Origin of the sequence: Streptomyces mangrovi, from assembly GCF_900114215.1 — a bacterium.
GTDB classification, from domain to species: Bacteria; Actinomycetota; Actinomycetes; order Streptomycetales; family Streptomycetaceae; genus Streptomyces; species Streptomyces barkulensis.
Genome location: NZ_FOSG01000013.1, coordinates 17,865 through 30,021, shown reverse-complemented (window position 1 = coordinate 30,021; position 12,157 = coordinate 17,865). Strand labels below are relative to the sequence as shown.

Below are 12,157 nucleotides of genomic sequence, written 5' to 3'. Positions count from 1 at the left end.
CAACGTGAACCAGTCGCGTCCCAAGGTCAAGAAGTCGCGTGCGCTCGGCATCGCGCTGACCCCGAAGGCCGTGAAGTACTTCGAGCAGCGCCCGTACCCGCCGGGCGAGCACGGCCGGGGCCGCAAGCAGAACAGCGACTACAAGGTCCGGCTGCTGGAGAAGCAGCGGCTGCGCGCCCAGTACGACATCAGCGAGCGCCAGATGGTCCGAGCCTACGACCGCGCCCGCAAGGCCGAGGGCAAGACGGGCGAGGCCCTGGTCGTCGAGCTGGAGCGCCGCCTGGACGCGCTCGTCCTGCGCTCGGGGATCGCCCGCACCGTCTACCAGGCCCGCCAGATGGTCGTGCACGGCCACATCGAGGTCAACGGCCGCAAGGTCGACAAGCCCTCCTTCCGCGTCCGCCCGGACGACGTGGTGTCCGTCCGCGAGCGCAGCCGCGCCAAGCACCCCTTCCTGGTGGCGCGCGAGGGCGGCTACGCGCCCGACGGCGAGACCCCGCGCTACCTCCAGGTCAACCTCCAGGCGCTGGCCTTCCGCCTGGACCGCGACCCGAACCGCAAGGAGATCCCGGTCGTCTGCGACGAGCAGCTCGTCGTCGAGTACTACGCCCGCTGATCCCTGCCGGCCACCTGCCGTGCCCGTACCGCCCGGCTCCGGCGGCGCGGACACTCCGGACCTCCCGGTCCCGGCCCTCCTGACGCACCCCGCGGCGGGAGGGCCGCGGTGTACCGCCCCCGGCCCGGCGGGCCGGAGGGAATTGCGGTACGGGCGACGGCCCGCGGCGCGATAAGGTCGGTATCCGCCGTCGCACCCGTGAGATCGGTGGGCAGGTACCCCCACGAACCGCAGGACGCGGCGGCCGACCCCCATACGATCCGAGGGAAGCGGTGCAGCGTGTCCGGTGGAGAGGTGGCCGGCCTCCTGGTGGCCGTCTTCTGGGCGATCCTGGTGTCGTTCCTCGCCGTGGTGCTGGTGAGGCTCGCGCAGACGCTCAAGGCGGCGACCAGACTGGTGACGGACGTGACCGAGCGTGCGGTCCCCCTGCTCACCGAGGCGTCCGAGACCGTCCGCTCGGCACAGAGCCAGCTCAGCCGGGTGGACGCCATCGCCTCCGACGTCCAGGAGGTCACCGCCAACGCCTCGGCGCTCTCCTCCACCGTCTCCACGGCCTTCGGCGGCCCGCTGGTGAAGGTCGCCGCGTTCGGCTACGGAGTGCGCCGCGCCCTCGGCCGCAGGAGCGACCCGCCGCGGCCGAAGCGTTCCGTCGTCGTGGGCCGGTCCGTGCCGGCCGCGCGCCGGGGGACCGGCCGGCGACGCGACGGAAAGGACTGATCCCACCGTGTTCCGCCGTGCCTTCTGGTTCGGTGCCGGCGCCGCCACCGGCGTCTGGGCCACCACCAAGGTCAACCGCAAGCTGCGCAGCCTCGCGCCCGACAGCCTCGCCGTACGAGCGGCGGACCAGGCCGTGGCGGCCGGGCACCGGCTGAAGGACTTCGCGCTCGACGTCCGCGCCGGAATGGCACAGCGGGAGATCGAGTTGAACGACGCACTGGGACTGACGGCCCCCGCCGACCCCGGGGCCGCCGGCCAGGCGGAAGAACGCCGGGGGATCGCCGGACGGGCCCCGCACCGTCCCGCCCTCGGAGCCACCCACCCGTACGACCGGAATGAGGACCACTGATGGAGTCGGCTGAAATCCGCCGCCGCTGGCTGCGCTTCTTCGAGGAGCGGGGGCACACCGTCGTGCCGTCGGCGTCGCTGATCGCGGACGACCCGACGCTGCTGCTGGTCCCCGCCGGAATGGTGCCCTTCAAGCCGTACTTCCTGGGCGAGGCCACCCCGCCGTACGAGCGCGCCGTCAGTGTGCAGAAGTGCGTGCGCACGCCGGACATCGAGGAGGTCGGCAAGACCACCCGGCACGGCACCTTCTTCCAGATGTGCGGCAACTTCTCCTTCGGTGACTACTTCAAGGAGGGCGCCGCGAAGCTCGCCTGGGAGCTGCTCACCACGCCGCAGGACAAGGGCGGCTACGGCCTGGATCCGGAGAAGCTGTGGATCACCGTCTACGAGGAGGACGACGAGGCCGAGCGCATCTGGCGCGACGTCGTCGGCGTCCCCGCCGAGCGGATCCAGCGCCTGGGCAAGGAGGAGAACTACTGGGACATGGGCGTGCCCGGCCCCTGCGGTCCCTGCTCCGAGATCAACTACGACCGCGGCCCGGAGTTCGGTCCCGAGGGCGGCCCGGCCGTCAACGACGAGCGCTACGTGGAGATCTGGAACCTGGTCTTCATGCAGTACGAGCGCGGACCGGGCCAGGGCAAGGACTACCCGATCCTCGGCGAGCTGCCCAGCAAGAACATCGACACCGGGCTCGGCCTGGAGCGCCTGGCGATGATCCTGCAGGGCGTGCGCAACATGTACGAGACCGACACCCTGCGGGCGGTCATCGACACGGCCGGCGAGCTGACCGGCGTGCGCTACGGCGCCGCCGAGGCCTCCGACGTCTCCCTGCGCGTGGTCGCCGACCACATGCGCACCTCCGTGATGCTCATCGGCGACGGCGTCACCCCCGGCAACGAGGGCCGCGGCTACGTGCTGCGCCGCATCATGCGCCGCGCCGTCCGCAACATGCGTCTGCTGGGGGCCGACCGGCCGGTCGTCGGCGAACTGGTCGGCACCGTGCTGCGCACCATGGGCGAGCAGTACCCGGAGCTGCTCACCGACCGGCAGCGCATCGAGACCGTCGCGCTCGCCGAGGAGGCCGCCTTCCTCAAGACCCTCAAGGCCGGCACCAACATCCTCGACACCGCCGTCACCGAGACCAAGGCCGCCGGCGGGGGCGTCCTGCCCGGCGAGAAGGCCTTCCTGCTCCACGACACCTGGGGCTTCCCCATCGACCTCACCCTGGAGATGGCCGCCGAGCAGGGCCTGTCCGTGGACGAGGAGGGCTTCCGCCGCCTGATGAAGGAGCAGCGGGAGCGCGCCAAGGCCGACGCCAGGGCCAAGAAGACCGGCCACGCCGACCTCAGCTCCTACCGCGAGGTCGCCGACACCGCCGGCACCACCGTCTTCACCGGCTACACCGACACCGAGGGCGAGACCTCCGTCGTCGGCCTGCTGGTGAACGGCCTGCCCTCGCCGGCCGCCTCCGAGGGCGACGACGTGGAGGTCGTGCTCGACCGCACCCCGTTCTACGCCGAGGGCGGCGGGCAGCAGCCCGACACCGGCCGCATCCGCCTGGACTCCGGCGCCGTCATCGAGGTCCGCGACGTCCAGCAGCCGGTTCCCGGCGTCACTGTGCACAAGGGCACCGTCCAGGTCGGCGAGGTCACCGTCGGAGCCTCGGCGTACGCCGCCATCGACGTCACGCGCCGCCGGGCCATCGCCCGCGCCCACAGCGCCACCCACCTCACCCACCAGGCGCTGCGCGACGCGCTCGGCCCGACGGCCGCCCAGGCCGGCTCCGAGAACGCCCCGGGCCGCTTCCGCTTCGACTTCGGTTCGCCGACCGCCGTGCCCGGCGCCGTCCTCACCGACGTCGAGCAGCGGATCAACGAGGTCCTCGCCCGGGAGCTCGACGTCATGGCCGAGGTGATGAGCATGGAGGAGGCCAGGAAGCAGGGCGCCATCGCCGAGTTCGGCGAGAAGTACGGCGACCGGGTCCGCGTGGTGACCATCGGTGACTTCTCCAAGGAGCTGTGCGGCGGCACCCATGTGCACAACACCGCCCAGCTCGGTCTGGTGAAGCTGCTGGGGGAGTCCTCCATCGGCTCCGGCGTGCGCCGTGTGGAGGCCCTGGTCGGCGTGGACGCCTACAACTTCCTCGCCCGCGAGCACACGGTGGTCTCCCAGCTCACCGACCTGCTCAAGGGCCGTCCCGAGGAGCTGCCGGAGAAGATCTCCGGGATGCTCGCCAAGCTGAGGGACGCTGAGAAGGAGATCGAGCGCTTCCGCGCCGAGAAGGTCCTGGCCGCCGCCGCGGGCCTGGCCTCCTCCGCCCGCGACGTCAACGGGACCGCCTTCGTCGGCGCCCGGGTCCCCGACGGCACGACCGCCGACGACCTGCGCAAGCTCGTCCTCGACGTGCGCGGCCGCATCCAGGGCGGACGCCCGGCCGTGGTGGCCCTGTTCTCGGTGGCCAACGGCCGTCCGCTGACCGTCATCGCCGCCAACGACGCCGCCCGCGACCGCGGCCTGAAGGCCGGCGACCTCGTCCGCGCCGCCGCCAAGGCCCTCGGCGGCGGGGGCGGCGGCAAGCCGGACGTCGCCCAGGGCGGCGGCCAGAACCCCGAGGCCGTCGACGAGGCCGTCGCCGCCGTCGAGCGCCTGGTGGCGGCCGCCTGATGCGGCGAGGCAGGCGGCTGGCCGTCGACGTCGGGGACGCCCGGATCGGGGTCGCCTCCTGCGACCCCGGCGGGCTCCTGGCCACACCGGTGGAGACCGTGCCGGGGCGCGACGTCCCGGCCGCCCGCCGCCGGCTGGCCGAACTCGTCGCGGAGTACGAGCCGCTGGAGGTCGTGGTCGGGCTCCCCCGCTCCCTCAACGGGCGCGAGGGCCCGGCCGCGGCCCGGGTACGGGCCTTCGCCCAGGGGCTGGCCGAGGCCGTCGCCCCGGTGGCGGTACGCCTGGTGGACGAGCGGATGAGCACCGTCACCGCGGCTCAGTCCATGCGCGCCTCGGGCGTCTCGTCGAAGAAGGGACGCAGCCGGATCGACCAGGCCGCGGCCGTGGTCATCCTGCAGAGCGCGCTGGAGACCGAGAGGGTGTCCGGCCAGGCTCCGGGGGAGTGCGTCGGGGCGGGCGGCCGATAGCGGTACGGTAACGTTCCGCTTCGGACGGCGCCGTTCGAACACCGAGCCGTACGCCGGAGACGGCAGTTCGGACAGCGGCGTCCGTGAGTACCGCAACCGGCTGCCGTCCGACGGCTCTAGGGGATCGATGACTGAGTATGGCCGGGGCACCGGCTCCGAACCGTGGCACCCCGACGACCCCCTCTACGGGGACCAGGGGTGGAACGACGGAGCCCACCACGGACCCCAGCAGGGGGCCCAGCACGGCGACTGGGACACCTACGGCGGACAGCAGCAGTACCACCCCCACCAGCACCAGGGCCACCAGCAGCCCGGCTACGGGCAGCAGGACTGGGACACCCAGGGCGGCGGACAGCAGTACGGTCACCAGCATCAGCAGTACGGCGATCCGTACGGCCAGCAGCACCAGCAGCAGCACCAACAGCACGGCGATCCCTACGGACAGCACCAGGGACAGCAGGGTGACCCGTACGGCCAGCAGCATCAGCAGCAGTACGGCGATCCGTACGGTCAGTACCAGCAGCACCAGCAGCAGGGCGATCCCTACGGTCAGCACCGGGAGCAGCACCAGGGCGATCCGTACGGCGGCGGACAGTACGCGGACCACACCGGTCACCCCGGAAACCAGGACGCCCCCCCGCAGTACCCCGACCAGCACGGGCAGCACGAGGAGTACGGGCAGCGGCCCCCGCGATCCGGGCAGGAACGGCGCCGCGACGAGCCGGACCCCGGTCCCGGGCCCGACGAGGAGACCGGCTGGGACTCGGGGCCGGACCAGGGCGAGCACGCCTTCTTCTCGGACGACGGCGACGACGGCGACGACGAGTACGACGACGAGGCCGGCGGCCGGTCCGGACGCAGAGGCAAGGGCAAGGGCGGCAGGAAGGGCCGCAACGGCGTCGCCTGTCTGACCGTCGCCCTCGTCCTGGTCGGCGGTGTCGGCACGGCCGGCTACTTCGCCTACGACTTCTACCAGAGCCACTTCGCCGCCGCGCCCGACTTCTCGGGCGAGGGCAAGGGCGACACCCAGGTGGAGATCCCCGAGGGCAGCAGCCTGGCGCAGATGGGCGCCATCCTGGAGAAGGCCGGCGTGGTCAAGAGCCGGCAGGGCTTCATCGAGGCGTCCAACGCCAACGCCAAGGCCAAGAACATCCAGCCGGGCGTCTACATGCTCCGCAAGGAGATGTCCTCGACGGCGGCCATCGAGATGATGCTCGACCCCTCCAGCCAGAACGCCCTGATCATCGCCGAGGGCAAGCGGGCCTCGGAGATCTACGCCCTGATCGACGAGAAGCTCGGCCTGGCGGAGGGCAGCACGAAGAAGGCCGCCGAGAAGGCCGACCTGGGCCTGCCCGAGTGGGCCGAGGGCAACCCCGAGGGCTTCCTCTTCCCGTCCAAGTACACGGTCGGCGACAAGACCGAGCCCGAGGACCTGCTCAGGAAGATGGTGAAGCGGGCCGACCGGGAGTTCGAGAAGGCGGACCTGGAAGGCCATGTGGAGCGGCTCGGCCTGGAGTCGCCGCTCCAGGTGCTCACCGTCGCCAGCCTGGTGCAGGCGGAGGGCAAGTACAAGCACGACTTCGTGAAGGTCTCCCGCGTGGTCTACAACCGGCTGAAGCCGGGCAACACCGAGACCAACGGCTATCTGCAGTTCGACTCCACCTACAACTTCGCCAAGAACCAGTACACCCTGGACGTGCCCTCGCCCAGCACCATGGCCAAGTTCGACCACCCCTACAACACCTACGCCAAGAAGGGCCTGCCGCCCGGCCCGATCAACAGCCCGGGCGCCGAGGCGCTGCACGCGGCGGTGGAGCCGGCCGAGGGGGGCTGGTACTACTTCGTGTCGATCACCGAGGACAACACGGTGTTCTCCGACACCTACGAGGAGCACAGCCGGCACGTGGAGAAGTACAACGCGGAGCAGGAGAAGAACGGGGAGGGCCAGTGAGCCCGGCCGGAAGGCGGGCGGCGGTCCTGGGGTCGCCCATCGCCCACTCCCTCTCCCCGGTGCTCCACCGGGCCGCCTACCGGGAGATGGGCCTGACCGGCTGGTCGTACGACCGCTTCGAGGTGGACGAGGACGGCATCGCGCCGTTTTTGGAGAAGCTCGCCGCGAGCGGTGGGGAGTGGGCCGGGCTGTCGCTGACCATGCCGCTCAAGCGGGCCGTCATCCCCCTGCTGGACAAGGTCGGCGACACCGCGGCCTCGGTCGGGGCCGTCAACACCGTGGTCTTCGCCCCGGACGGCCGCCGCCTCGGCGAGAACACCGACATCCCCGGCATGATCGCCGCGCTGCGTGAACGCGGCGTGGACGGCGTTCCGCACGCCGCGGTGCTGGGCGCCGGGGCCACGGCCTCCTCCGCGCTCGCCGCGCTCGCCAGGATCTGCACCGGAGAGGTCACCGCGTACGTCCGCAGCCGGGAGCGGGCCGAGGAGATGCGCGGCTGGGGCGAGCGGCTGGGCGTGGCGGTGACGGCCGCCGACTGGGCGGACGCGCCGCGGGCGCTGACCGCGCCGCTGGTGGTCGCCACCACGCCCGCGGGGGCCGCCGACTCCCTGGCGGCGGCGGTACCCGAGCGGCCCGGCACCCTCTTCGACGTCCTCTACGAGCCCTGGCCGACCCCGCTGGCCGCCGCCTGGTCCGCGCGCGGCGGGCGGGTCCTGGGCGGCCTGGACCTCCTGGTCCACCAGGCGGTCCTCCAGGTCGAGATGATGACCGGCCGCTGCCCGGCCCCGCTGGCCGCGATGCGCGCGGCGGGCGAGGCCGCGCTGGCGGCGCGTACGGCCTGACACACCGGAGCGGGGGCCCGGCAGCCGAGACGGGCGTCCCGTCTGCTGGACGGGCGGCCGGTCCCGCGGTGCGATCGTGAAAGGATCGGGACCGAGCACGTACGGTCCTGGACTGAGGAGCACCGTTGAGCAGGTTGCGCTGGCTGACCGCGGGGGAGTCGCACGGCCCCGCACTGGTGGCGACGCTGGAGGGACTGCCCTACGGCGTGCCGGTCACCACGGGGATGGTGGCGGACGAGCTGGCGCGGCGGCGGCTGGGCTACGGTCGCGGCGCGCGGATGAAGTTCGAGCGGGACGAGGTCACCTTCCTGGGCGGGGTGCGGCACGGACTCACCCTGGGCTCCCCGGTCGCGATCATGATCGGCAACACCGAGTGGCCCAAGTGGGAGAAGGTCATGGCGGCCGACCCGGTGGACGAGGCCGAGCTGGCCGAGCTGGCCCGCAACGCGCCGCTGACCCGGCCCCGCCCCGGCCACGCCGACCTGGCCGGGATGCAGAAGTACGGCGTGGGCGACGCCCGGCCGATCCTGGAGCGGGCCTCGGCACGGGAGACGGCCGCCCGCGTGGCACTGGGCACGGTCGCCCGGTCGTACCTGAGGGAGACGGCCGGCATCGAGATCGTCTCCCACGTCGTCGCGCTGGGCGGCGCCGAGGCCCCGGCGGGCACGCTGCCGCGGCCCGGTGACGTGGAGCGGCTGGACGCCGATCCGGTGCGCTGCCTGGATCCGGAGGCGAGCCGGGCGATGGTCGAGGTGATCGACGCCGCCCACAAGGACGGCGACACCCTCGGCGGCGTCGTCGAGGTCGTCGCCCACGGGGTGCCGGTCGGGCTGGGCAGCCATGTGCACTGGGACCGCCGGCTGGACGCCCGGCTGGCCGGGGCGCTGATGGGCATCCAGGCCATCAAGGGCGTGGAGGTCGGCGACGGTTTCGAGCTGGCCCGGGTGCCCGGCTCCAAGGCGCACGACGAGATCGTGCCCACCGAGAACGGGGTGCGCCGCTCCTCGGGGCGGTCGGGCGGCACCGAGGGCGGGCTGTCCACCGGCGAGGTGCTGCGGGTACGGGCGGCGATGAAGCCGATCGCCACCGTGCCGCGGGCGCTGGCCACCGTGGACGTGACCACCGGCGAGGCCACCCGCGCCCACCACCAGCGCTCGGACGTGTGCGCGGTCCCGGCCGCGGGGATCGTCGCCGAGGCGATGGTCGCGCTGGTGCTGGCCGACGCGGTCGCCGAGAAGTTCGGCGGCGACTCGGTCGCCGAGACCCGCCGCAACGTGACCGGCTTCCTCGACAACCTGGAGATCCGGTGAGCGCCGGGCGGCCGCGGGAGGCAGGCGCCGGCCCGGCCGTGGTCCTGGTGGGCCCGCCCGGCGCGGGCAAGACCACCGTGGGCGCCGTACTGGCCCGCAGGCTGGGGGTGGCGCTGCGCGACACCGACGCGGACATCGAGGCGGCGGCGGGCAGGGCCATCGCCGAGATCTTCGTCGACGACGGGGAGCCGCACTTCCGCGAGCTGGAGCGGGAGGCGGTACGCGCGGCCCTGGCCGGGCACGACGGAGTGGTCTCGCTCGGCGGCGGCGCCGTCATGGACCCCGGCACCCGCGAGCTGCTCGCCGGGCTCCCCGTGGTCTTCCTGGACGTGGCCCTGGCCGACGCCGTCAAACGCGTCGGACTGGACGCCCCGCGCCCCCTGCTGGCGGTCAACCCCCGCAAACAGTGGCGCACCCTGATGGAGCAGCGCCGCCCGCTGTACACCGAGGTGGCCCGCGCGGTCGTCGACACCGCCGGCCGCGACCCGGAGGAGACCGCCCAGGCGGTCCTGGACGCACTCGAGCTGAAGGACACATGACCACCACACCTCCCACCCGTATCGCCGTCGGCCCCGCCGCGGGTACCGCGCCCTACGACGTCCTCGTCGGACAGCGGCTCCTGGACGAACTGCCGCACCTGATCGGCCCCGACGCCCGCCGGGTGGCCGTGATCCACCCCGAGGCGCTGACCGAGACCGGCGAGGTGCTGCGCGAGGACCTGGCGGGCCAGGGGTACGAGGCCATCGCCATCCAGGTGCCCAATGCCGAGGAGGCCAAGACCGCCGAGGTCGCCGCGTACTGCTGGAAGGCGCTGGGGACCTCCGGCTTCACCCGCACCGATGTCGTCGTCGGCGTCGGCGGGGGAGCGACCACCGATCTGGCGGGCTTCGTCGCGGCGACCTGGCTGCGCGGGGTGCGCTGGATCGCGGTGCCCACCACGGTGCTGGGCATGGTGGACGCGGCCGTCGGCGGCAAGACCGGCATCAACACCGCCGAGGGCAAGAACCTGGTGGGCGCCTTCCACCCGCCGGCCGGGGTGCTGTGCGACCTGGCGGCGCTGGAGTCGCTGCCGGTGCACGACTACGTCAGCGGCCTGGCCGAGATCATCAAGGCGGGCTTCATCGCCGACCCGGTCATCCTGGACCTGATCGAGTCCGATCCCGAGGCCGCCCGCACCCCCGCGGGCCCGCACACCCGCGAGCTGATCGAGCGCTCCATCCGGGTCAAGGCCGAGGTGGTCTCCTCCGACCTGAAGGAGTCGGGCCTGCGGGAGATCCTCAACTACGGGCACACCCTGGCCCACGCCATCGAGAAGAACGAGCGCTACAACTGGCGGCACGGCGCGGCCGTCGCCGTCGGCATGGTCTTCGCCGCCGAGCTGGGCCGTATCGCCGGCCGGCTGGACGACGCCACCGCCGACCGGCACCGGGCGGTCCTCACCGCCGTCGGGCTGCCCGTCACCTACCGGGGCGACCAGTGGCCCAAGCTGCTGGAGACGATGAAGGTCGACAAGAAGACCCGCGGCGACCGGCTGCGCTTCATCGTCCTGGACGGCCTGGCCCGGCCCGCCGTCCTGGAGGGGCCGGACCCGGCGATGCTGCTCGCCGCCCACGCGGAGATCGCCGCGTGAGCGGCGCCGCGCCCCCAAGGGTCCTCGTCCTCAACGGCCCCAACCTCGGCCGTCTGGGCTCCCGCGAGCCGGACGTCTACGGCTCCACCTCCTATGCCGGGCTCGTCGAGCGGTGCACGGAGTTGGGCAGGGAACTGGGCCTGGAGGTCGAGGTCCGCGAGACCAACGACGAGGGCGAGATGATCCGCTGGCTCCACGAGGCCGCCGACGCGTCCCTCCCGGTCGTCCTCAACCCCGCCGCGTTCACCCACTACTCGTACGGGATGCGCGACGCCGCCGCCCAGCGCACCGCTCCGCTGATCGAGGTGCACATCTCCAATCCCCACGCCCGCGAGGAGTTCCGCCACACCTCGGTCGTGGCGGCCGTGGCCTCCGGCACCATCGCCGGTTTCGGCATCGGCTCCTACGAGCTGGCCCTGCGCGCCCTGGCGGGCGACCGGCCGCACAGCTGAGGGACCGGGACGGGCCGGGACGGGCCGCGGGCACCACTTCGAACCACCGACCGTTCACACGGCACCGGCCGGGGGAAGGTACCGTTCGGTGCCGGACGGACGAGGTGACGTCCGGCCGGGCCCACCGAGCCCGGCCGGCACACCGGACGGAAACGGAGTTGGGACCGGATGCAGCAGTACGGGACGCAGCGGCCCGTCCCGCCCTCGGGCTCCCCCCAGGGCTCCCCGCAAGGACACCCACAGGGACACCAGCAGGGACACCCGCCACACCCCCACGCGCACCCGCAGCCCGCCGTCCACCCCGGCTGGAACGCCCCCCACCGGGTCCCCCCGCCCCCGCCTCCCTCGCGCCCGGTCCCGCCCGCCGCACCGCCGGCGGCCCCGCCCGCGGCGCCTCCCGCCGGGCCGCCCCCGGCCTCCGCGCCCACCCCCGCACCCCCGCCTCAGGCCCCGGACGCCACCGGCCACCTCCGACTGCCGCCCGGCGCACCGGTGCAGATATCGGACCCGGCCGACCCGGCCGCCGGCCCCGTCACGGTGGAGGCCGTGCACACCGCCGCCGTCGCCGTCCTGCTGATCGGCCCGGCCGGCGCCGGCAAGACCACCGTCGCCCGGTACTGGGCGGACACCCGCCGTGTGCCCACCGCGCACATCAGCCTGGACGACGTCCGCGAATGGGTGCGCTCCGGTTTCGCCGACCCCCAGTCCGGCTGGAACGAGCACTCCGAGGCGCAGTACCGTCTCGCCCGCCGCACCTGCGGCTTCGCCGCCCGGAACTTCCTGGCCAACGGCATCTCCTGCATCCTGGACGACGCCGTCTTCCCCGATCGGCCCGTCGTCGGCCTCGGCGGCTGGAAGCGGCACGTCGGCCCCGGCCTGATCCCGGTGGTGCTGCTGCCGGGCCTGGAGGTCGTCCTGGAGCGCAACGCCGAGCGCACCGGCAACCGCCGGCTGTCGGACGAGGAGGTCGCCCGCATCCACGGCCGGATGGCCGGCTGGTACGGTTCCGGGCTGCCGATCATCGACAACTCCCGGCAGGACGTGGCCACCACCGCACGGCTGCTGGACGAGGCTGTGGCCCGCGCGCTCACCAGCCCGCCGAGCTGGTAGCGCGTACGGCCGGGCCGGCGGCGGGTACGGAGGGGCGTCCGGACGGCGGG

Annotated in this window: 12 protein-coding genes; all 12 read left to right on the top strand. The window is 73.4% G+C overall.

The genetic code is table 11. The features are described 5' to 3' along the window. Nucleotides 1-4 precede the first annotated feature (4 nt). The 12 genes from rpsD to BM237_RS18320 all read left to right on the top strand — a co-directional run bounded on the left by rpsD (nucleotide 5) and on the right by BM237_RS18320 (nucleotide 12,107). Nucleotides 5-616 carry a 30S ribosomal protein S4 gene (gene rpsD, locus BM237_RS18375; RefSeq protein WP_245793732.1) on the top strand — a complete coding sequence of 204 codons (612 nt, stop codon included), beginning with the start codon at nucleotides 5-7 and terminating at the stop codon, nucleotides 614-616. A 279-nt stretch (nucleotides 617-895) separates the two neighbouring features. Continuing rightward, nucleotides 896-1,333, top strand: coding sequence for a DUF948 domain-containing protein (locus BM237_RS18370; RefSeq protein ID WP_093850790.1), 438 nt, complete (start codon nucleotides 896-898; stop codon nucleotides 1,331-1,333). A gap of 7 nt (nucleotides 1,334-1,340) precedes the next feature. After that, nucleotides 1,341-1,682: a DUF6167 family protein gene (locus BM237_RS18365; RefSeq protein ID WP_093850789.1), complete on the top strand. Its 342-nt coding sequence runs from the start codon at nucleotides 1,341-1,343 to the stop codon at nucleotides 1,680-1,682. Beyond that, a complete protein-coding gene (alaS, locus tag BM237_RS18360; RefSeq protein WP_093850788.1) occupies nucleotides 1,682-4,345 on the top strand; it encodes an alanine--tRNA ligase in 2,664 nt (887 codons plus the stop codon). The genes BM237_RS18365 and alaS overlap by 1 nt, the downstream gene beginning before the upstream one ends. After that, nucleotides 4,345-4,812 (top strand): Holliday junction resolvase RuvX, encoded by a 468-nt coding sequence (gene ruvX / locus BM237_RS18355; protein ID WP_093850787.1) that lies wholly within the window; start codon nucleotides 4,345-4,347, stop codon nucleotides 4,810-4,812. Before alaS ends, ruvX begins: the two co-directional genes overlap by 1 nt. Before the next feature lie 127 nt (nucleotides 4,813-4,939). Beyond that, the gene (gene mltG / locus BM237_RS18350; RefSeq protein ID WP_093850786.1) at nucleotides 4,940-6,763 is read left to right on the top strand and encodes an endolytic transglycosylase MltG; all 1,824 of its coding nucleotides are present in this window, start codon (nucleotides 4,940-4,942) and stop codon (nucleotides 6,761-6,763) included. Beyond that, a complete protein-coding gene (locus BM237_RS18345; RefSeq protein ID WP_093850785.1) occupies nucleotides 6,760-7,605 on the top strand; it encodes a shikimate dehydrogenase in 846 nt (281 codons plus the stop codon). Before mltG ends, BM237_RS18345 begins: the two co-directional genes overlap by 4 nt. Nucleotides 7,606-7,730: 125 nt before the next feature. After that, nucleotides 7,731-8,915, top strand: a complete 1,185-nt coding sequence (aroC, locus tag BM237_RS18340) for a chorismate synthase (protein ID WP_093850784.1) — start codon at nucleotides 7,731-7,733, stop codon at nucleotides 8,913-8,915. Further along, on the top strand, nucleotides 8,912-9,454 hold the full coding sequence (locus BM237_RS18335) for a shikimate kinase (protein WP_093850783.1): 543 nt from the start codon (nucleotides 8,912-8,914) through the stop codon (nucleotides 9,452-9,454). The genes aroC and BM237_RS18335 overlap by 4 nt, the downstream gene beginning before the upstream one ends. Further along, on the top strand, nucleotides 9,451-10,545 hold the full coding sequence (gene aroB / locus BM237_RS18330) for a 3-dehydroquinate synthase (protein WP_093850782.1): 1,095 nt from the start codon (nucleotides 9,451-9,453) through the stop codon (nucleotides 10,543-10,545). Before BM237_RS18335 ends, aroB begins: the two co-directional genes overlap by 4 nt. After that, the gene (gene aroQ / locus BM237_RS18325; protein ID WP_093850781.1) at nucleotides 10,542-10,997 is read left to right on the top strand and encodes a type II 3-dehydroquinate dehydratase; all 456 of its coding nucleotides are present in this window, start codon (nucleotides 10,542-10,544) and stop codon (nucleotides 10,995-10,997) included. The genes aroB and aroQ overlap by 4 nt, the downstream gene beginning before the upstream one ends. Before the next feature lie 168 nt (nucleotides 10,998-11,165). Continuing rightward, complete coding sequence (locus tag BM237_RS18320; RefSeq protein WP_093850780.1) at nucleotides 11,166-12,107, top strand: AAA family ATPase; 942 nt, start codon at nucleotides 11,166-11,168, stop codon at nucleotides 12,105-12,107. Nucleotides 12,108-12,157 lie beyond the last annotated feature (50 nt).

What these genes read in the sequence shown, in the direction of transcription:
- ruvX (WP_093850787.1), top strand. Translation starts at nt 4,345, where the DNA reads ATGCGGCGAGGCAGGCGGCTGGCCGTCGACGTCGGGGACGCCCGGATC.
- mltG (WP_093850786.1), top strand. Translation starts at nt 4,940, where the DNA reads ATGACTGAGTATGGCCGGGGCACCGGCTCCGAACCGTGGCACCCCGAC.
- BM237_RS18320 (WP_093850780.1), top strand. Translation starts at nt 11,166, where the DNA reads ATGCAGCAGTACGGGACGCAGCGGCCCGTCCCGCCCTCGGGCTCCCCC.
- aroB (WP_093850782.1), top strand. Translation starts at nt 9,451, where the DNA reads ATGACCACCACACCTCCCACCCGTATCGCCGTCGGCCCCGCCGCGGGT.
- alaS (WP_093850788.1), top strand. Translation starts at nt 1,682, where the DNA reads ATGGAGTCGGCTGAAATCCGCCGCCGCTGGCTGCGCTTCTTCGAGGAG.